The organism is Chenggangzhangella methanolivorans, from assembly GCF_042648545.1.
In the GTDB taxonomy this organism is placed as follows: Bacteria; Pseudomonadota; Alphaproteobacteria; order Rhizobiales; family Methylopilaceae; genus Methylopila; species Methylopila methanolivorans.
In genome coordinates this window covers 230,134-248,002 of record NZ_JBHRXS010000005.1, presented here as the reverse complement: position 1 = coordinate 248,002, position 17,869 = coordinate 230,134, and the positions used below count along the sequence as shown (strand labels likewise).

The 17,869-nt window shown below is 61.1% G+C and carries 22 protein-coding genes and 1 pseudogene; 10 read left to right on the top strand and 13 right to left on the bottom strand.

Annotation, left to right across the window (positions count from 1 at the left end):
* Positions 1-9 precede the first annotated feature (9 nt).
* From ACFOWB_RS10520 to ACFOWB_RS10505, 4 genes are all read left to right on the top strand, one after another.
* Positions 10-198, top strand: a complete 189-nt coding sequence (locus ACFOWB_RS10520) for a helix-turn-helix domain-containing protein (RefSeq protein WP_378147325.1) — start codon at positions 10-12, stop codon at positions 196-198.
* Positions 199-463: 265 nt separating this feature from the next.
* The gene (locus ACFOWB_RS10515) at positions 464-643 is read left to right on the top strand and encodes a hypothetical protein (protein WP_378147177.1); all 180 of its coding nucleotides are present in this window, start codon (positions 464-466) and stop codon (positions 641-643) included.
* 154 nt (positions 644-797) lie between these two features.
* Complete coding sequence (locus ACFOWB_RS10510) at positions 798-1,010, top strand: hypothetical protein (RefSeq protein ID WP_261404982.1); 213 nt, start codon at positions 798-800, stop codon at positions 1,008-1,010.
* On the top strand, positions 1,000-1,236 hold the full coding sequence (locus tag ACFOWB_RS10505; RefSeq protein ID WP_261404983.1) for a hypothetical protein: 237 nt from the start codon (positions 1,000-1,002) through the stop codon (positions 1,234-1,236). Before ACFOWB_RS10510 ends, ACFOWB_RS10505 begins: the two co-directional genes overlap by 11 nt.
* Positions 1,237-1,412: 176 nt before the next feature.
* Here ACFOWB_RS10505 and ACFOWB_RS10500 read toward each other — a convergent pair whose 3' ends face one another.
* Positions 1,413-1,610, bottom strand: a complete 198-nt coding sequence (locus ACFOWB_RS10500; protein ID WP_378147174.1) for a hypothetical protein — start codon at positions 1,608-1,610, stop codon at positions 1,413-1,415.
* 301 nt (positions 1,611-1,911) lie between these two features.
* On the opposite strand from ACFOWB_RS10500, the gene ACFOWB_RS10495 reads away from it, so the two are divergent.
* Complete coding sequence (locus tag ACFOWB_RS10495; RefSeq protein ID WP_378147172.1) at positions 1,912-2,157, top strand: hypothetical protein; 246 nt, start codon at positions 1,912-1,914, stop codon at positions 2,155-2,157.
* A gap of 3 nt (positions 2,158-2,160) precedes the next feature.
* Here ACFOWB_RS10495 and ACFOWB_RS10490 read toward each other — a convergent pair whose 3' ends face one another.
* Entirely contained in the window at positions 2,161-2,430 is a 270-nt protein-coding gene (locus ACFOWB_RS10490; protein WP_378147170.1) for a hypothetical protein, read from the bottom strand.
* A gap of 108 nt (positions 2,431-2,538) precedes the next feature.
* Between ACFOWB_RS10490 and ACFOWB_RS10485 the strand changes: the two genes are divergently transcribed.
* On the top strand, positions 2,539-2,985 hold the full coding sequence (locus tag ACFOWB_RS10485; RefSeq protein ID WP_378147168.1) for an NUDIX hydrolase: 447 nt from the start codon (positions 2,539-2,541) through the stop codon (positions 2,983-2,985).
* A gap of 31 nt (positions 2,986-3,016) precedes the next feature.
* On the opposite strand, the gene ACFOWB_RS10480 is transcribed toward ACFOWB_RS10485, so the two are convergent.
* A complete protein-coding gene (locus ACFOWB_RS10480) occupies positions 3,017-3,298 on the bottom strand; it encodes a hypothetical protein (protein ID WP_378147166.1) in 282 nt (93 codons plus the stop codon).
* A gap of 189 nt (positions 3,299-3,487) precedes the next feature.
* Here ACFOWB_RS10480 and ACFOWB_RS10475 point away from each other — a divergent pair.
* Positions 3,488-3,826, top strand: a pseudogene (locus tag ACFOWB_RS10475) (transposase); the annotation flags it as partial.
* A gap of 285 nt (positions 3,827-4,111) precedes the next feature.
* A complete protein-coding gene (locus tag ACFOWB_RS10470; RefSeq protein ID WP_378147164.1) occupies positions 4,112-6,490 on the top strand; it encodes a PAS domain-containing protein in 2,379 nt (792 codons plus the stop codon).
* A 371-nt stretch (positions 6,491-6,861) separates the two neighbouring features.
* Here the strand turns inward: ACFOWB_RS10470 and ACFOWB_RS10465 are convergent, their stop codons facing one another.
* The gene (locus tag ACFOWB_RS10465) at positions 6,862-9,018 is read right to left on the bottom strand and encodes an ATP-binding protein (RefSeq protein ID WP_261404989.1); all 2,157 of its coding nucleotides are present in this window, start codon (positions 9,016-9,018) and stop codon (positions 6,862-6,864) included.
* Positions 9,019-9,161: 143 nt separating this feature from the next.
* Here ACFOWB_RS10465 and ACFOWB_RS10460 point away from each other — a divergent pair, with 143 nt between their 5' ends.
* Positions 9,162-10,034: a helix-turn-helix transcriptional regulator gene (locus ACFOWB_RS10460; protein WP_261404990.1), complete on the top strand. Its 873-nt coding sequence runs from the start codon at positions 9,162-9,164 to the stop codon at positions 10,032-10,034.
* Positions 10,035-10,056: 22 nt separating this feature from the next.
* On the opposite strand, the gene ACFOWB_RS10455 is transcribed toward ACFOWB_RS10460, so the two are convergent.
* The 9 genes from ACFOWB_RS10455 to ACFOWB_RS10415 all read right to left on the bottom strand — a co-directional run bounded on the left by ACFOWB_RS10455 (position 10,057) and on the right by ACFOWB_RS10415 (position 16,832).
* Positions 10,057-10,461, bottom strand: a complete 405-nt coding sequence (locus tag ACFOWB_RS10455; RefSeq protein ID WP_261404991.1) for a DUF983 domain-containing protein — start codon at positions 10,459-10,461, stop codon at positions 10,057-10,059.
* A gap of 682 nt (positions 10,462-11,143) precedes the next feature.
* Positions 11,144-12,274, bottom strand: coding sequence for an L-dopachrome tautomerase-related protein (locus ACFOWB_RS10450; RefSeq protein WP_378147161.1), 1,131 nt, complete (start codon positions 12,272-12,274; stop codon positions 11,144-11,146).
* A gap of 27 nt (positions 12,275-12,301) precedes the next feature.
* Complete coding sequence (locus tag ACFOWB_RS10445) at positions 12,302-13,315, bottom strand: zinc-binding alcohol dehydrogenase family protein (protein WP_261404994.1); 1,014 nt, start codon at positions 13,313-13,315, stop codon at positions 12,302-12,304.
* On the bottom strand, positions 13,312-14,274 hold the full coding sequence (locus tag ACFOWB_RS10440; RefSeq protein WP_378147158.1) for a DMT family transporter: 963 nt from the start codon (positions 14,272-14,274) through the stop codon (positions 13,312-13,314). The genes ACFOWB_RS10445 and ACFOWB_RS10440 overlap by 4 nt, the downstream gene beginning before the upstream one ends.
* Before the next feature lie 219 nt (positions 14,275-14,493).
* Entirely contained in the window at positions 14,494-14,883 is a 390-nt protein-coding gene (locus ACFOWB_RS10435; protein WP_261404996.1) for a hypothetical protein, read from the bottom strand.
* A 167-nt stretch (positions 14,884-15,050) separates the two neighbouring features.
* Positions 15,051-15,449, bottom strand: a complete 399-nt coding sequence (locus ACFOWB_RS10430) for a response regulator transcription factor (protein ID WP_261404997.1) — start codon at positions 15,447-15,449, stop codon at positions 15,051-15,053.
* 54 nt (positions 15,450-15,503) lie between these two features.
* A complete protein-coding gene (locus ACFOWB_RS10425) occupies positions 15,504-15,725 on the bottom strand; it encodes a DUF2188 domain-containing protein (RefSeq protein WP_315855170.1) in 222 nt (73 codons plus the stop codon).
* A gap of 168 nt (positions 15,726-15,893) precedes the next feature.
* Positions 15,894-16,202 (bottom strand): hypothetical protein, encoded by a 309-nt coding sequence (locus ACFOWB_RS10420; protein WP_261404998.1) that lies wholly within the window; start codon positions 16,200-16,202, stop codon positions 15,894-15,896.
* A 213-nt stretch (positions 16,203-16,415) separates the two neighbouring features.
* The gene (locus tag ACFOWB_RS10415; RefSeq protein WP_261404999.1) at positions 16,416-16,832 is read right to left on the bottom strand and encodes a cupin domain-containing protein; all 417 of its coding nucleotides are present in this window, start codon (positions 16,830-16,832) and stop codon (positions 16,416-16,418) included.
* A gap of 110 nt (positions 16,833-16,942) precedes the next feature.
* Here ACFOWB_RS10415 and ACFOWB_RS10410 point away from each other — a divergent pair, with 110 nt between their 5' ends.
* A complete protein-coding gene (locus tag ACFOWB_RS10410) occupies positions 16,943-17,860 on the top strand; it encodes a LysR substrate-binding domain-containing protein (RefSeq protein ID WP_261405700.1) in 918 nt (305 codons plus the stop codon).
* Positions 17,861-17,869: the final 9 nt, after the last annotated feature.

Genomic DNA, 17,869 nt, shown 5'->3' with positions numbered 1-17,869 from the left:
GGAACTCAACTGCTTGCGAATTTCGTGGCCGTAGTCGAGGAGCGCAACTTCACGCGCGCGGCCGAGCCCCTCGCGGTCGCTCAGCTGGCTTTGAGCGGCCATATACAAGTCCTCGAGTCAGATCGAAGCTCCGCTATTCGCATGAATCTCAGTGTCCGAACATGGCGCGTCTCAGCCGGCAGGTCCCGTCCCGGGTGACCTGTTGCTGACGTTCGGGAGGTCCGCTTCCCGCCGCGATGGGGCGAAGCGCGGCGTTTACGATCGCGAAGGGTTTGGTCGGGCGAAACCGTTCCCGGTCCGACCCTGCAGAACGAATCCGGATCGTCTCGCTCTGTTCCTGCTCGCGCACGGCTCTGGCGTTCGTGAAAGCCATTCGCCGGAACCGGGGCGCTGGTTCGAAAGTTGATCGTCCGCAAAACCCAATAGCGCCCCGCCAAGGGGCCGAAGCGGAGGCCACGCCAGCATGTCGTACACGGTCATCGCGGCCGCCGAGAGCGGTCCGGTAGCCACCGTCGCAGCCTCGGTCCTGGACGCCCTCAGGCTCGTCCACGACCTGGAGAAGGACGGAGATCAGGTCACCATCGCCAGCGATACGGGCTGGATCCTGACTGTCGAAGAGCTCGAAGCGCTAGCCAAGCCCTGACGACGGACCTTCGAGCGCCACGGCAAAAAATTGTCCGCCGGAGACCTCTGAAAGTCTCGGCTTGATCCGGTGCGCTTATCAGGCTTGATCGATCCGGATCTGGAATCTCGAGACGGGCGCCTACATCCTCCGAATCGCATTCGGGGGAGCGCGCATGTCCTACACGGTCATCACGACCGACCGCGGCCACCAGACCGCAGTCGTGGCGGCGTCGGAGATCGACGTCCTGTCCATCGCCAAAGCTGCCCGGGAACGTCCGGGGGAAGCCGTCACCGTCTTCACCGAGACGGGACGCTGCGTGTCGATCGCCGAGTTGGAGAAGTCTCGCGAGAGGGCCGCTCGCAGCCGCCTTCGCCATGGCGGATGACGGCGACGTCCGGAGCGCGGGCGACGAGCTCGCCTACGCAGAGGAGCGGCTGCTCGCCTGCCAGAAGTTGGCGATGGAGCTGAAACGCTCGCTCGAGCGCGGCACCGACGAGCCGCTCGTCATCCACTTCCAAGAGCGCTATGCGCGGCTCGAGCGCGAGATCAAAACCTGGCGCTGGTACAGGTCTTCGGTGCTCAGCCGCCAAGAAAACCACACCAACGAATGACGGCTCGCCGCTGATTCTTCCCACCTCTGGTCCGCGCCAGGGCAAACCTGTGGAGCCCGATCGGCTTCAGCAGCAAGCTGTTCGTAAAGGCTGAGATCGTGAAGGCGCTTCGCGACGTGTGCGGGACGGCCTGAAGGCCGCGCGTCGGTCTGAAACGCCTAGGGTGTAATAGCTCGTCAGCCCGCCACGGCAGATCGGGCGTCGCTTGTCTCGCGGGCGAGGCGAGCAGCTCTCAAACGGGCCGTCTTCGCTTCTCGCTCGACACGCTCCCTTTCGATGATCTCAGTCGCGGCGCGCGTCGTCGCGTCGTGCTTCGCGGTCCACTTGGCCGCGCCGACGAGTTCGGGCTGCTGCGCGTCGGTCTCGTCCTGCATACCGCTCTCCATTTTTTTCAAGGGTAGAAGATAGAGGCTCGCGCTGCTCTGGCGAGATCGGCCATTCGAACTGAAAGCAGATGCGATGCGACCGAGCGACGGGCTGCCGTCCCCGTTGACGCTCGCGGCCCAAGCGACGTCCCGCCTCAGGCTCAAAGGCGTCGAAACGCCTAATGTGAGCCAACCGCCTCTGGTGTCTCCAACCCCGAGGGGCGGCCAGAGGGGCCGGCCGTCGCGAGGCGGCTCGGTCCCTCGACCCGGGAACCCGACGAACGCACAGCTTTCCGTAGGCGCATCGCCAATGTTACCCGCCGCCGTCATGGAAGGATGGCTGATCGCTTTCGAGACGGCGCCGACGGGCAACCCGCTGTTCTGGGCTGTGCACGTCGTGGACGAGACAGCCGCCGTGATCGCAGCCGCCGCCGCCGCGGGCCTCGACGCCGACACGCCCGTCCTCTCGGGACCGAACCGGACCAGCTCTATCGAGTCCTTTGGACCAGGGCCGGGCGAGGTCGCCTTTGTCGGCGACATCGGGATGCCGGGCTGAGCGTCAGCTTCGGGCGGCAGCCGTCTGTCGGTTGGGTTCAGTCTGCGCGTTCGGGTAGCACTTGAAGTAGATGCGGTCGAACTTCAGGCGCCTCGCTAGGTGGCGGGCCTCAACGGTCCAGAAGGCGTGCCTGTCCGGCCCGACCACATAGCGGATCCCCATGGCCTCGTGGCGCACGGCGCAGCCGGACCCTGTCCGCCTCCACTCGATTATCAGGTAGCGCTCATCGGGCGGCGGTTCGCATCCGTTGTCGAGAAGGACGATGTCGACCATGCGTTCGCTCTAACCGACTCGCGGCGCTTGAAAAACACTCCGCGAGAGTTGGACGGGGCCTGTCCGCCGTCGCGAAACCGTCATCGCCACAGGGCGTTATCGCAAGCGATGAGCAAGAGATCTCCCAAGGCGCGCGTGCGCGACCAGTACGGCGCAGCGCCCTACCGGATCGGTCCCAATGGCGGCTTGCAGGTCCTGCTCGTGACCACCCGCGAGACGCATCGGTGGATGGTGCCCAAGGGCTGGCCGATCAAGGAGCTCGGCGCGCTAGGGACGGCGATGCGCGAGGCCTACGAGGAGGCCGGCGTTCGCGGCGACGGCGGGCCCGCCCTCGGCTCGTTCAACTACCTCAAGATCATGCGCAAGGGTCCGAACCAGATCTGCGAGGTCGAAGTGTTCCCGCTGCTCGTCCGCGAGGAACTCGAGGACTGGCCTGAAAAGGCCGAGCGCGAGCGGCGGTGGTTCGTGCCTGAGGAGGCCTCCGACGCGGTCCAGGAGGAGCGGCTGCGAGCGATCCTGATGCGGTTGCCGGGAAGCCTCGGCCACGGCGCCTGAGCGCCGGGAGCGGTCAGGCGCAGTTGCTTCTTCAGGCGTGTCGATCCGCGGCTTTCGGCGCCTGTCCGGCTCCCGCGATCGCCGCGATGCGGTTCTCAATGTCGGCTCTGATGGCGACTGCTGCGGCGCTGTCGAGGGATAGCTCAAGATAGGCCGCGTGAAGCTCGTGCAGGGCCGCCAAGCGCCGTCTGGGAACGTCCTCGACGCAGGTTAGGTACGCATCGATCGCGGCGCTGCCACGTGCGGCGGCGTCGGGCGTGTTCATCATGGCCGCGACTGAGAAGGCCGCAAGGCATTCGGGGATCGTCGTCATGGCATGAGCTTATCCACGCCGACGCCGTGTTCAATGGCTGAGGTTGACCCATTGCGAATTGGGGTTCCGCCTGGTCGACCGCGGATCAGATCTGGCGATAGGTCCCGGGCTCAACGCCGAGCCGCGCCGCTTCTGAGACCCCGCCAGAGGGTCTACCGGAGCTCGGCTCCGCTCGTCGACGACGACGGCATGATCCGCTACCGCGCCAGCAAGCTCGACTGCGACGGCTGCTCCTTGAAACCGCAGTGCTGCCCAAACACGCCGGCCCGGAAGATCCCTAGATCGATCCACGAGGGCGCTCGCGACATGGCCAGGGAAATCGCGAAGACCGACGCCTACGCCGCCTCCCGGCGAGAGCGGAAGAAGGTCGAGATGCTGTTCGCGCACCTCAAGCGCATCTTGCGGCTCGATCGGTTACGCCTTCGAGGGCCATGCGGAGCCCGCGACGAGTTCCTGCTCGCCGCCACCGCCCAAAACCTCAGGAAGCTCGCCAAGCTGGTCCCGGCGCCGACTACGGTCCGGATCTGAAAAGCGGAAAGGCCGCTCGTCTTCCGGCCGTCAGCTCAGATGACCCGCCAAGCAACCGACTTTTTCAACGCAATCCGCCAGAAGTGGTCACTCCCCGGCCGAATGCGGAAATCATCTGAGACTTGGAGCGCCTACTCGGTGCGCCACGGCACGCCACAGCTCGACGACTATGGCACCGATTTCAATTGCGAGGAAGGACGGCACTGCGTCGGGGACCGGATGGATCAGACGCGACAAGCGAGTATCGTTACATGAAGACCCGCCCGTACGAAGAGCCGGCCCGGAATGAACGAACGACTGAAGAGGTCACTCCTTTTGGGGGCCGCGGTCTTGCTCGCCGGATCGGTGTTCGCGACAGCAAGCCTCGCGAGATACGATTTCGCGATCTCCATCTTGTATCTGGCGGTGCTCGTTATCGTCTCCGCAGGCGGCGGCAAGACAGCCGTGAAGTGGGCCGCGCTGTCATGCGGCGCGCTTGTGATCAGCGCTTGGGTGATCGTTCATTACCCGAGCCCAACCTTCATGAGTGCTTTGCAGTGTCTGTTCGTTTGCGTAGCGATCGGCGTCACTGCTGCTCTGCTGGTCAGCCGGAAGCAGTTCGAGGCAACGAAGCGAGATCTGGAGCGCAGCAGATCAGAGGTCGAACTCTTCGCAAACTCGGTGCCGTTCGTCTTGTGGCGGTCCAATCCGCAAGGCGAAATCGAGTATCTCAACGAGAGCTGGACCACCGTGACAGGGCTCGATCGATGGTCAGTCCTGGAAGGGCAGCGCTACAATGACGTCGTGCATCCCGACGACATTCCGGCACTCAATGAGACCGTCTCCGCAGCTGTCGCCAGTCGGACGGTGACGGACCTGAAGGTCCGGGTTCGTCAAGCGGACGGCTCCTACCGTTGGATGCAGATCTACGACAATCCCGCGTTTTCGCCACTCACCGGTCTTGTTGAACGCTTCGGCGGACTTTCTGACGTCCACAACGAGGTCATTGCGCAAGAAGAACTCATTAGGGTGCGCGCAGAGCTTGAAGACAGTCGGCGCGAGTTGATCAACTTTACAAATTCAGTGCCGCAAATTCTCTTTAGGGCCAACCGGAAAGCTCAAGTCGATTTCTATAACCAACGCTTCACTGAAGTCACCGGCCGAGATCTGCATGCTGTAATGGCGAAGCAGGACTGGATCGAGGATTTTCATCCGGATGATCGGCCGGACTATATGGCCAACCTTGAAAGGAGCTTCGCGGCCGGAGAGGAGCTGAACGCAACCTTCCGGCTTCGGCATGCAGACGGAAGCTACCGATGGATGTCTCTCCTCGGGCGGCCAGTTCCAATCGCCGAAGGCTCTGACGACATCCGCTATTACGGCGGCGTCACCGACATCCATGAACAAGTGACAGCGCACCAGAAGGTGCGCGAGCTGAACGAGACGCTCGAGCGCCGCGTCACGGAACGGACCGCTGAGCTCATGCGGACCGAGACCCGCTACGCTGGCCTGTTCCACGTGAGCAACATGACGTTCGCCGAGACGGACTTCAGCGCGGCTTACGAATTCCTGGACGAACTCAAATCGAACGGGGTCGTCGATCTTCGCGAGTTTTTGGCGAGCCATCCCAAAGAGCGTGAACGCACCCTCAGCCTAGTCCACACGACACGGGTCAATGAAGCGCTAGCGAGGTTGATGGGTTACGCAAGCGCAACTGAGCTTATTGCGCATTGGCCTACTCGGAACACCGAGGATGGCGAAGAGATGCTGCTCCGCCAGCTCGAGATGTATTACTATAAAACAGACCACATGGACGGCCGGACGGCGCTGCTTGGGAAGAGTGGTCAGCGTATTCCCGTCTACTTCAACGTGTCTCGACTCGCGGAAGGCGTCTATCTCTCAAGCTTCGTGGATCTTTCCGAGCAGGAGCGCATCGAAGGGTTGCGGCGCGCTACACAGGCGGAATTGGCTCGCGCCAATCGCGTAGCGACTGTAGGGGCGCTCTCCGCATCGATCGCCCACGAGCTCAATCAACCCATTACGGCTCTGCTGGTGGAAGCGCAGGCTGGCCTTCGGTACATTGGTCGCGGCGATCCGGACCTCGATGTGCTCGGTCGTCTTCTTCAGCGCATCGACAAGACTGCACAGCGAGCCGCTGGCATCGTCCAGCGGACAAGGGCGAACATTGTTGCTGGCCGGCGCGCTGTGAAGGCGATCGATATATGCCGCCTAGCGGAGGAGACGCACGATCTCTTGGAGCACGACCTGAAACGGTCGGGCGTCGGCCTTTCCATCAGATGCCCGCAGGACTCGTCGCTGATGGTTGATGGCGATCCTGTTGAGTTGCAGCAGGTGTTTGTGAACCTGGTGAGCAATGCGGCTGACGCAATGCGTGACCAACCTGGGCCTCGACATATCAGCATTGCCATCGGCTGCCGGGACGAAGCGGTACGTGTAAGCGTCTCAGACACGGGGCCGGGAATTCCCGAAGAGCACGTAGAACGACTTTTCGAGCCTTTCTTCACCACCAAGCCGACCGGCATTGGCATGGGTCTGCAAATTTGCCGAACGGCCATCGAGGGCATGGGCGGGCAACTTGTGGTCGCCAACCTACCCGAGGGTGGCGCAAGCTTCGCCTTCGATCTTCCGGTTGCGTTTGTCGAAGAGGGACACGCGCGCCGATAAAGGGCGCCGGAATGAGTAGCCATCGTCGGACGGACGGCGTTTCCGGAAACTGCAGCCACCGATGCGCCGGGACACTCGTTGCCACCTTGACGGCGCTGGCGCGAAAAAGACGTGGGTGACGATGTCTCGCCACCCACAAGTTCAGGGAGGAATGTCCAGGAGACCACCAGAAGTCATCTCGTCGACGACGATTAAGCTATTGATCGAAGGCGCTTGAGCATATTGTCGAAAAATATAAACACCTCATACCGTCGTATGGGTATTTGATTTTATTGTGGCCTTGCCTGCTTGCGCCAATCGCTGAAGCGTCTTGCGCTTCGGCGACTGCACGCGGTGGCGCCAGCGGCGCGGTAAATGCGGAAGCTTCAGCCTTAAGTAGGCATCTGGCCTGAACCAAAGCTCTTTGTCCGTTTCAAGTCGTGGATTCTTGCTGGAACCGTGTCTGTACGATCCACCGGCAGAGTAAATTCGAAAACGGCTCCACCGCGTTCGCGGTTTCGCGCGCTTAGGTCTCCTCCAAATGCTTCAATTGTTGAGCGGCAGATCTGGAGGCCCATTCCAACACCGTTAGATTTCGTTGTGAAAAACGGTCTAAACATGTTCTCAAGCACATGATCAGAGATGCCAGCCCCCCGATCCAATACTGACACCCGGGCCAACGCCCCCGATGACCCAATGTCGATCTCCACGACACGATCGGAAGGCTGAACGTTCTGCATCGCATCGATCGCGTTCTTGACCAAATTTATGACGACCTGCTGCAGCTCTATCGCGTCCGCGACAACTCGTGGCGACGAGTCGTCGGATCTTATAATTATCTTGCTCTTGCTGTTCCGCATTTCGCGCTCGAGCAATGATTGAACCTCCTGCGTAAGGGCATGGAGATCGATTAAGGTCCGCTTCCGCTGCCCTCCCTTCACCGCATTCTTCGTGCGCTCGACGATCCCCGAGATCCGCTGCGTTGACCGTATGAGCCGTTCGAACGTCTCGATAGCCCCGTTCACGTCCGGGGAGGCTCGTTTTAGCAGTCGCATCCCGGTCTGCACGTCCATCGTCATCGACGATATTGGCTGAATCAGTTCATGCGCTATCGACGCCGAAAAGGCGCCGACGGTCGCGATCCGATTGGCGCGGGCAAGTTCCTCTTGAACCGCCAAGCGCATCTCCTCGATCTGCGCTTGATTGGTGAAGTCGACATAGGTCGCGAGTTGCCGCCCAGTCTCAAGGCGGCTGACCGTGTAGTGAACGGGCACCTTGCGACTGTCCTTCCCCGTCAGGACTGCTCGCCCCTCGATATGGCTGAGCCCGTGGTAAGCCATCTCCAGTTGGTGCGTGACAATCCGACGGTATTCCTCCGATGTTTCTTCGTGTTTGCGAGAGGCCAATTCCTTGCAGCTATTAAAGCCGAGCAGGCGAGCAAAGGCCTCATTGACGCGGACGGTTCTTGTCGCCGCGATGCACCGCGCCAACAGCACCGGATGTTTTTCGATATATGTACGAAATTCGACGACGCCGGCGTTCCGAAGATCCTGAAGGACGATCTGGGCATCCCCCAAATCCAATTCAGCAAAGCTGACAGAACTGAGGTCGAAGATGCTGTCGAAACGCGCTTCGGTCCGGGTGAGTTCAGCGGATCGTTCAGCGACCCGCTGCTCCAACGTTTCATTGAGCTCCTTGATCTTGATCTGTGCCAAGACCTCCTCGTGGACGTCTGTCGTGCCGCCATAGTAGCGGATGATCTCACCGGTCTCTGGAGAGCGAACTGCACGTCCCACGAGTGAAACCCAACGGTAGTTGCCGTCGGCGTGGCGCAGGCGATAGATGGCTCGAAGCTCATCGCCTGCAGCAAAGGCCGTCCGAACTCGTTCCAGATACCAACCGCGATCGTCAGGATGAAAATCTTCGATCCAGTCCTGGCGCTCAATCGTCTCCCGAAAATCTCTTCCGATGATCTCGGTGTATCTCTTATTGTAAAAGTCGACGTAAGCTTCTTTGGTGGCCCGCCATATAATATGGGGAACAGAGTCAGTCAGGTTCTCAAGTTCGAATTTGCTCTCCTCCAACGCTTTACGCACGGACTGAAGTTTTCTGAAGTTCTCTAGCAGGGCCCCCGTCATCGCAATCGCGATGGCGGACGCAGTAAGCTTCAGAAGGCTACTCCAGGTCGGCGAGGCTCCATGAGAGATCGCCCATGCAAGGGCTGCGAGCCCCAGACAGCCAAGCGTGAACCAAGACAGACGCCCCTCATGCGCGTCGAACGAGGCTACTCCGAGCGCCAGCACGTAGAGAACCGAGATACTGACGTCCGTCGCATAAAGGGTGTCCGCAGCGAACACGGCGCTAGCGATTGCGAGCGCGAGCGCCGTGAAGACGTTGCCGGATTTCAAGAACGTCGACCCCACAGCGTCGCGCGAGAGAGTGACGGAGCGCTCATGAGTGAGGGTGACCGACGCAACCCTGGCGCGATCCAAACGCCGACTGATCCAGTCAAGCCATTCAATGACGTCACGGAAGCTCCTCCACAGCACCGCCGAAGTCTGCCGCCTTCATGCTATGTGCATTGGACGGCCATACTTGCATCTGCGGGCCATTCATCGTCCATTTTTTCATTTCTGCCAGTCATACACCCGTATGATGGCGCAGACGCGGTCCGTCCATTTGAGCTTGCCTCATGAAGGACGAGGACGTTCAAGCCGACCCCGGCGCGTATTACCGGCATGCAAACGGAACGATCATAAGTTCTGGCTCACGATCGACCTCGAGCGTTCGGATCGAAACGGTTACCCGCGAGATCGTCAAAACGGGATACTGGCGCTTTCGGCAGCCCAACTTCACTCTGTTCTGGTTGAGAAGCGGCATCCGACCGCTTGAAGTCGAGGTCGGTGGTCGGAGCGCGGTCATTGATGGCCGCCAGACGGATTGCCTTGCGTCTGTCCCTCCGGGGATGATCTCGGAAGGGCTGATGTCGACCGACAGGATTTGCAGTTACGACGTCGTCTCGATCGACCCGTCCCTATTCGGAGAAGGCGCCGCCGCATTGCTCGAGCAGCCGCTTACCGGGTTCAGCGACCAAGCGATCCAAGGCGGACTTCGCGAACTCATGACGTGGCGGGACGACGCCACTTTTCCCCTCATGGCGGATGGCTGGACGCTTCAAACCATCGCACGACTGCAGAAGCTTCAAACCGGCGACAGCTCCAGAACCGGAGCCACACCGTTGTCCGCTTCGGTACTCCAATTGATCGACGAGTATGTTCGATCGACGTTGCATGAACCCATTGAGCTCGTCGATCTCGCCGACATCGCCGGGATGAGCGTTCGGCACTTCTCTCGCAGCTTCAAGCAGACGCGAGGCGAGACCCCTGCGCGGTTTGTATTTCAGTGCCGACTGGAACGAGCGCAGCGTCTTCTGAGAGAGACGAGCTACCCATTGAGCCACATTGCTGCTCTCTGTGGCTTCAGCCACCCTCAGCACCTTTCGAACAGCTTCCGTCGATTGATGGGCATGACGCCGACGCAATTCCGCGCTCAGTTTGTGAGGTGATCCCTCTCGCTTGGCGAAGGCGTCACCAGGTCCGTGGATCGGCGACCTCACCTTCACGGACCAACCGTCCCTCGGCCGCCTTGTGATAGAATTGGCTGGCGACCAGCCAGCCCTTTAAGGGCCTCAACGGCGGGATCACTGTCGCCAACATCAGCGGCAAGGTCGTGATCGCGTGCACCCAGTATGGCGGCTGAAACGCGAGCTCGAGCCAGACCGCGAACGAAATTGACGGCAGGCAGAAGAACATCGAGGCAAAGAAGGCAGGGCCGTCGGCCGGGTCAGCGTATGAAAAGTCGAGACCGCATACTTCGCAAGATGGCCGAAGCGTCAGGAAACCGCAGAACAGTCTTCCTTCTCCGCACCGCGGGCAGCGACCCAATGGGCCTACGATGTAGGGTTTGAGCTTTGGGTAAACGCGATCGTTCATATCGGCGTCCTTCGCCTGTGTTCAGTGTTTTAGGGAGTACGGGTCCGGGGCTCATCGCTGAGGCGATCGCGAGACGCCATTCCGCCTAGGCCTCATCTTCGCCACGTACGGTGTCTCGGTCCTTTCGCAGCCGTCGGCCGCGGCGCGTGTCTAGGTCTTCTTCGCTCGGCTCGCCGACGACGTCGGCACGTCTGACGTCCGTAGTCTCCAAGCTGTTCCAGCTTGGAGGAAAGAGCTGATGGCGCCAGCGGACAGCATCTACGGGTACAGCTAGCCCCCGCCGATCCTCGCCAATCGACCCGGCCAGTTCGGCTCGGTCGATCCGCCCTGGGAGCGGCACGCCGGTCGGCAAATAGAAGGGTCCAGCGAGAGGCATGAGTTCTGAGGCGACACTGGTCGCCGGCAGGGCAATGTGAAGGCTGAAGCCCATTTGCGACCCCGAGATCGCGGCAGTGACCGTGAGCGCGAGCGCGCTAAAAGCGATCAAACATCTCATTTCTGACATCCCGTTCAGGACGCCATCAGACGGCGCCGGTCGGGAGCAATGTGCGAAACTCGGCAGAGGTCCGAAATCGTTCTGCAGTTTGAGAAGATAATGCTCAGGTTTGGTAGCTCTATTGGTTCAATAAAAAGGCAGCGAACGAATGATCGTCCGCCGTCTCTCTCGCTTCCGAAGATAGTTCTATTTCAGAACGACAGGTCCAGCTCCAATCTTCACCCGGTAGAGGTGATAGGGCCTGCGCCGAAGATCCACGCCCTCGTTAAATCCGGCCTGACGATGGAGCTGGTTCGCCGTGAAATAGAGGAAGCCGTCACCCGAGATCGAGAACGTGTCCGGCCATGACACCCTGTCGTCCTGGAGGATCGTCGTCCAGGCGCCGTTTTCCAGACGTCGAACGGCGTTGTTCTCGTAGTCGCCGGCATAAACGCGACCCTTGTCATCGGTCTCGAGGCCGTCAGAGGCACCTTTCTCGCCGAGCTCTGTTACTTTCGCGGCGAGATCTGCGTCAGACAGGGACGGATCCCGCAACGCCGAGGTCGGAACCGCGTACAGGCGACGGCTCGATAGCGGGCAGTAGTAGAGCGTCTCGCCGTCCGGAGAGATCGCGATTCCATCGCTGGCGACGCGGAACGGCTTGGTCGGCCCGGATTTGGGTCGCACCAGCATCTCGCGGCCGTCGACGACCGGTTTGAACAACGGGTCGGGCGACGTCGAAGGGTGTCCGGTGAGCCGACGGACGGCGCGGCCGGTGCCGAGATCGACCACGATGATCCCGCCGGGCCCGCTCACCGAAGAGTCGGTGATGTAGGCGACGCCATCCCCGTTCCTGAGATCAAATCGGACGTCATTCACATAGGTGGTCGCGAGGGCGACGTCGTCGGGAATGACGATCGTCCGCACGATACGGTCTGTCGCCAGGTCCACAGCGACCAGCTTTGCGCCTCCCGAGACACGAGTTTGGAACCCCGGGGCGGCCGTGTCGAGGATCCACAGCCGGTTCTTTCCGTCCGCGACGACGCTCTGAACGCTGAGCAAGGTGTCCGCGGGGCGGCTAGGATCTCCGCGGTTTAGGTCCTCATTGGGATATGCGGTCGCCTTTCCATCCTTGATCTCGGCGACCGTGAACGGAACGTCGTCGCCCCAGCGCGGATAGTTCACGAACACGCGCCCGCTGGAAGCTACGGTGACACCGGTCGGCATGGGACCGTCGAACCGTGCCACGTCCTCAAGCACCCCTATCGTCTGCGCAGCCAACGGCGGCGCGACGGCAAACATGCTCGCGGCTGCGAGAAAGGAGATGATCGCTTTCATATCCGTGTTCCTTCTCCAGAAGCCGCCTCAAAAGCCCGACAGGATCGTCTTCCCGATCGAGCGAGCGCTCTCCTGAGCGACATGCGCGCGACGGAGATTGGCAGCGTTGATCCGCCCCATCTCCTCGCGGAGCGTGGTTCTCAGGACGCCCGCGTCTACGAGCGATGAAACCTCGCTCAGGATCTTGTGCTGCTCCTCGATGTCCGCGGTCCCGAAGAGGCTTCGGGTGAACATTAGCTCCCAGTGGACGGACAGGCTCTTCCGTTTGAACGGAGTGACGTCGAAGCTCTCCGGGTCGTCGATCATGGCGAGCGCGCCCTGAGGGGCGAGGGCCGCCACAATGGCATCGCGATGGAGGTCGCTCGCGGTCAATCCCGCGACGTAGCGCACTTCCGGAATGCCGATCTCACGCAGCCCCTGATCAAGCGGCTTGCGATGATCGATGACGTGATGCGCTCCCATGTAGAAGCACCAGCGCTCAGTTTCGGGCCGCGACGCGGTCGCAATCACGGTCAGGCCGGTCAGGCGACGGGCGATCTGGGTCAGGATCGAGCCGACGCCGCCGGCTCCGTTGACGATCAGGATCGCGTCGCCCGTCGCCATCCGACCATAGGGAACGCGAAGCCTGTCGAAGAGCAGCTCCCAGGCGGTCAGCGACGTCAGCGGCAGAGCGGCCGCCTGTTCGGGCGTGAGGGACTTGGGGGCCGGTCCGACGATCCGCTCATCGACCGCATGGAACTCAGAGTTGGCTCCAGGACGATCGATCGCGCCCGCGTAGAATACAGCGTCGCCCGGCTTGAAGAGCTTCGCATCGGAGCCTGTCGACTCGACGATGCCGACGGCGTCGTAGCCAAGCACATGCGGAACGTCGATTGCGGGGGCGAGGCGACCACGCATCTTGACGTCGACAGGGTTCACCGAGATTGCCTGGACCTTGACGATCAGATCTCGGGGCTTTGGCTCAGGCTTCGCGATTTCGACGTCGACAAGCGAGTTCGGATCACCTGCAGGCAATGACTTGTAGAAACCAACGGCTTTCATGACTTCGCTTCCAGACTGATGGTGTTGGGACGGGAGGGCATCGCGTTCACAGCGATGCCAATGACGATCACGAGCGCGCCGAGCAGCAGGTCGACGGATGGAGGCTCGTGTAGAGTGGCCATCGAGATGGCGAGGCCGGTCACGGGAACGGCAAGCATCAGCGTTGACATCACGCTCGCGGGCAGCCGGCTGCTCGCCGCGTTGACCACGCAGAAGCAGAAAGAGGTGGCGACGGGCCCAACAAAGAGGAGGGATAGCCAAAACGCCGCCGTGCCGTCGCCCGTTGGCAAGCCTTCGAAAACCAGCGCCGTCGGCATTAGGACAACTGTCGCCAAGGCCATCTGCCAGGGCGCTAGAGCAATCGCCGAGGAGGCTGGGCGTCCGTAGCGGAGATGGAGAATGCAGATTGCCCAGCATGCGGATGCCGCCAGCAATAATCCGTTCGCCTCGAGAAGACGGCGGTCGCTCCAGTTCACAGCATGCGGGTTCAGCAGGATCGCCACCCCAGCGACTGCAAACGCAACTCCAACGAGGCGACGCGGCTGAATTCGTTCGCCGAGCAAGTACACGGCAGGCACGACCCAAATCGACGTCGTGTAGCTCAGGATCGCTGAACGGCCTGCGGGAAGCTCGGTCATTGCCCATGCGCCGAACGCCGTGAACAGCGTCATCTGAAGCAGGCCGATCGACGCAATGAAGGGCAAATCTTCGCGCTTGGGCGCTTGCAGATCACCTCGCAGCGCTTGCCAACCGAACAGGCAAGCTGCTCCCGTCGCAAATCGCAGCGCCGAGAACCACAGCGGCGAAACGTGGCTCAAACCGACCTTCATCACCGGCCAGTTCGCACCCCATAGGAGAATGGCGCAGGCAAGCCCAAGAGAGCTCAGTACGCCAAGACCGGTCTTCGAGTTCGCAAATCGCGAAGGTCGGGGCGATTTACCTGCCATGACCGTTGTCATCTCCAGATTCCTTACCGGCCTCCGCCGCCACCTGGGCGGAGGCGAAACCAAAGATGGTCAAGACAGGAAGATAAAAGAAACGCATAGTTCTTCTTGCATCTAGTCGTTTCTCGACTGATGGCGGCTGCGGTGTCCGCCGGCGAGATCCGTGGGAGTCGTCAGGTCTGGATGGCAGGAGGGCCGGACCCGTCGCAGAGGCGACGGGTCCGGCAGCGGTCCTCAACCGTTGCTGCGGTCCGAGGTCCACTCGCCCTGGTCGTTGTCCTGGTGCATCCGGCCATCAGTGGCCTTGGGCTGCTTCTTCATCGAACCGTTAAGTGCGACGTATTCCGGTCCGGACATCCAGCGCACGGCGCCGGCGGTCACCAGTCCGCCCTGACGACGAACGTCTTCGCTGCTGATGGCCAGACCACGGGTCTCGGTCTGGAGCGCGCCGACGGTCTTGGCGCCGTGCACCGCGCCGCGGGTTCCGGTCTCGCTCTTCGAATGCTCGAGCGGCGCGTGGTTCATGATGGAGTCGCGACGCATCCAGTCTTCGGCTGAAGGCTCGGCGACCGCGGCGGTTGCAACGAGGGCAGCGGCGAAAGAAGCAAACATCAGGGTCTTCATGACAGTCATCCTTTTTCCAGAGGCGCCACCAGCGGCGTCTTCTGAGGATTAATTTGGATGACCTTGATGACTTTCTGTATACTACGCTTGTTCTTCAAATTAATACGTAGGTTTGATCGATATATTCATCCGGGCGAACTCTGTGCACCGAGGCATGCGTCCTTACTTTAAGCGGCGGCCCAAGTGCTCGGATTCGATGAGTCGGCGATCGCCTTCTCGACTTCAGCGATGAGGTCGTCGGCCGAGCTCGGTTTCTCCAAAACCCGAACGCCACCAGAGGCGATGGCGAGCCGTCGGAGTTCCTGAGTAGCGAACGCTGTCACGAAGATGACAGGGTATCGTCGTCCCTCCTGCGTGAGCCGGAGAACCAACTCCGGCCCGGTCATGTCCGGCATTTGGATGTCGCAGATCATGCAATCTGGCGATTGGCTCGTCGTCTCGGCAAGGAACTCTGCCCCGGATCCAAAAACCAGGGCGTCGAAGCCGTAAGATCGCAGCAAGCTTAGGGTCGCCAGTCGGACGCCCTCGTCGTCATCGACGACCGCAATCGTTGGAGGATCGCCCATGGGGCAACTCCGTGACTTGTGTTTGTGGGGGCCGTTAGGCGTCTCTGACTTCCGTCAGCGGGCGATCTCCGCCGTCGGCGTGCTCGGACCTCCAGCGCCCGTCGACCTCTCAAACTCAATTTCGCGATCTTCGCCTGGCGAGCGCTGGTTCCGGGCAGCTCGCTCCGCCGCGCGATGCGCCTCTGCCTTCGTGAGGTAAGTCTCGGATATCGTTCCTTCCGCACGGTAGGCCCATCCACCATCGTGCTCGATGACGCTGTAGACTTCGTGTGACATTGGATTCGCCTCATGTTCGATAACGCGAGAAAACACCTCGGCGGGTTCGCGAGCGCGCCGCCAAGGTGTTTGCTTTGTCCGCCATAAATTGGATTTTCGAATTCAGGGCTCTCAGGCGTCCTCTCAGATACAGCCTGAGAGCCCAGTGGACGCAGTCAAGGCTCGAATTTACTTCGAGAAGTGGCTGCCAGACTTGGCCGGGCCGAACCCGCCGATGATGCCAGCGCCTTCGGAGACCGAATTCGAGCGGTCGCCCGCGCCGAAGCCACCAAGGATCTCAGCGCCCGAGCGCTGGTCAGCCTGGCTCGCCTCAACAGTGCTGACGCCCGCCGAGTGGCGAGCAGCCGGGGCCGCCTGAGCGACCGAGGCGGTGATGATCACGGAAGCGATCGCAACAAAGATCTTGTTCATGGCAATTTCTCTCTTCTGTTTGTGTCCACGACCCCAGCGGCCGATGAAGAGAGAATAGTTCTTCAATTTCCGGGTTTCATTTCTTCGCAAGTATCCAATTGTAATACAGTGGTATGCTATAATAAGCCGCTGATCTGACTGAACTCGAACCTGCAGGCGTTCGGTCACCTGACCGGTCGTTCAGGGGTGGAGAAAATCAAGGTTCACAAGCGCGGCTGCTACGCTTGTGAACCTTGGCTATCTCGCGTCATCCAGAGCGATGTGCGCCCGAGGCCTCGCTTAATACTGCTGGACAAACCCCTCGGGCGTGCCGTCGGCCGGGTTGACGAAGACGATGTCCTTGGGATCCCGCCGCGGTGTGTCAACGGAGAGGAAGGTCAGCGGGCCCTCGAGAATTTTCGGCAAGGCGTGCACCACGCCCTTCTTGAAGAAAAGAAGTTGGCCGGGCCCGAACTCCGCCTCCGATGCAGGATCCTCCATCCAGAACGTGCCTCGCCCTGTGAGCACGAAGAGATACTCGTCGCAGGTCGCATGAAAGTGGGGCGGCGTCTCTCGATAGACCCGAAAAACGCGGGCGCTCGCCGCCTCCTCGCTTGTGAGGTATCGGTCGAGCAGCAGCGTTTGAGCAGTGTCGGGAAACGATGCGGCGATCGCCATCACATCGAAGCGCTGACTCGCTTTGGCTACATCCGTCATTTCGCATCTCCATGAGCTCTCGCCCCGTTGAGGCCATTGATGAAACTCAACCACGTCTATAAGTTTTTCCGATCGCAACGCCGCGATTGAAACGTCGAGCGAATTCCGTGATCCGATACCCTGATCTCGAAATCGACCTGCTGCGCGCGTTCGTTGCCGTCGCAGAAACCGGGAGCTTCACGGCTGCAGCCGACGTCGTGAACCGGTCCCAATCCGCGGTCAGCCAGAAGGTTCTGCGACTCGAGGAGATCCTCGAACACCGTGTGTTCGAGCGCAGCAGCCGCTCGCTCAAGCTGACCGCGGAAGGAGAGCGGTTGCTCGTGGCGGCCCGGCAAATGCTTGAGTTCAATGACAAGGTGATGCGTGAGTTCCGTGAACCGACTGCTGTCGGCCATTTGCGGCTCGGCGTTTCCGAGGATTTCCTGCCGGGCCAACTTCCCAAGATGTTGTCGAAGTTCGGTCGGATCTATCCTGGGGTCAGCCTCGACCTTCTCACGGGCCTCAGCTCCGACCTGTTCGCCGCCTATGACGCCGGCCAGATCGATGCGGTGATCGCAAAGCAGGAAGGCAAGGCGCAGCGTGGCCGCCTGATCTGGCGCGAGCCGTTGGTCTGGCTCGCCTCGAGCGACTACGAACCAGATTTCACTCAGCCCGCTCGACTGGTGATGTTGCCGCAGCCCTGCAGCTATCGAGACCTGATGATTTCTTCGCTCGACGCTGTCCGCAGGGAGTGGATTCCAGCTTGTACGGCATCGAGCCTGATGGGCGCGCAAGCAGCTGTCGCGGGCGGACTTGGCGTGACGGTGCTCGGCAGGTCCTTCGTGCAGGAGGGACTTCAGATCCTGAAGGCGCCGGAGCACTGGCCGGCCTTGCCGATGGCCGAAATCATCGTTCTCGGCGAAGAAGGACAAGCGGGCGATCTCGCTCGCCCACTTGTCACTTTTCTGGCTGAAATGCTCGCGGGATCTCACGCTCTGTCACTGCTTGGCAATGATGGGGGAGACGTCGGCCGAGCCGCGCTCAACTAGTCAGACGGG

What these genes read in the sequence shown, in the direction of transcription:
- ACFOWB_RS10515 (WP_378147177.1), top strand. Translation starts at nt 464, where the DNA reads ATGTCGTACACGGTCATCGCGGCCGCCGAGAGCGGTCCGGTAGCCACC.
- ACFOWB_RS10510 (WP_261404982.1), top strand. Translation starts at nt 798, where the DNA reads ATGTCCTACACGGTCATCACGACCGACCGCGGCCACCAGACCGCAGTC.
- ACFOWB_RS10505 (WP_261404983.1), top strand. Translation starts at nt 1,000, where the DNA reads ATGGCGGATGACGGCGACGTCCGGAGCGCGGGCGACGAGCTCGCCTAC.
- ACFOWB_RS10500 (WP_378147174.1), bottom strand. Translation starts at nt 1,610, where the DNA reads ATGCAGGACGAGACCGACGCGCAGCAGCCCGAACTCGTCGGCGCGGCC.
- ACFOWB_RS10495 (WP_378147172.1), top strand. Translation starts at nt 1,912, where the DNA reads ATGTTACCCGCCGCCGTCATGGAAGGATGGCTGATCGCTTTCGAGACG.
- ACFOWB_RS10490 (WP_378147170.1), bottom strand. Translation starts at nt 2,430, where the DNA reads ATGGTCGACATCGTCCTTCTCGACAACGGATGCGAACCGCCGCCCGAT.
- ACFOWB_RS10485 (WP_378147168.1), top strand. Translation starts at nt 2,539, where the DNA reads ATGAGCAAGAGATCTCCCAAGGCGCGCGTGCGCGACCAGTACGGCGCA.
- ACFOWB_RS10480 (WP_378147166.1), bottom strand. Translation starts at nt 3,298, where the DNA reads ATGACGACGATCCCCGAATGCCTTGCGGCCTTCTCAGTCGCGGCCATG.
- ACFOWB_RS10470 (WP_378147164.1), top strand. Translation starts at nt 4,112, where the DNA reads ATGAACGAACGACTGAAGAGGTCACTCCTTTTGGGGGCCGCGGTCTTG.
- ACFOWB_RS10460 (WP_261404990.1), top strand. Translation starts at nt 9,162, where the DNA reads ATGAAGGACGAGGACGTTCAAGCCGACCCCGGCGCGTATTACCGGCAT.
- ACFOWB_RS10455 (WP_261404991.1), bottom strand. Translation starts at nt 10,461, where the DNA reads ATGAACGATCGCGTTTACCCAAAGCTCAAACCCTACATCGTAGGCCCA.
- ACFOWB_RS10450 (WP_378147161.1), bottom strand. Translation starts at nt 12,274, where the DNA reads ATGAAAGCGATCATCTCCTTTCTCGCAGCCGCGAGCATGTTTGCCGTC.
- ACFOWB_RS10445 (WP_261404994.1), bottom strand. Translation starts at nt 13,315, where the DNA reads ATGAAAGCCGTTGGTTTCTACAAGTCATTGCCTGCAGGTGATCCGAAC.
- ACFOWB_RS10440 (WP_378147158.1), bottom strand. Translation starts at nt 14,274, where the DNA reads ATGACAACGGTCATGGCAGGTAAATCGCCCCGACCTTCGCGATTTGCG.
- ACFOWB_RS10435 (WP_261404996.1), bottom strand. Translation starts at nt 14,883, where the DNA reads ATGAAGACCCTGATGTTTGCTTCTTTCGCCGCTGCCCTCGTTGCAACC.
- ACFOWB_RS10430 (WP_261404997.1), bottom strand. Translation starts at nt 15,449, where the DNA reads ATGGGCGATCCTCCAACGATTGCGGTCGTCGATGACGACGAGGGCGTC.
- ACFOWB_RS10425 (WP_315855170.1), bottom strand. Translation starts at nt 15,725, where the DNA reads ATGTCACACGAAGTCTACAGCGTCATCGAGCACGATGGTGGATGGGCC.
- ACFOWB_RS10415 (WP_261404999.1), bottom strand. Translation starts at nt 16,832, where the DNA reads ATGACGGATGTAGCCAAAGCGAGTCAGCGCTTCGATGTGATGGCGATC.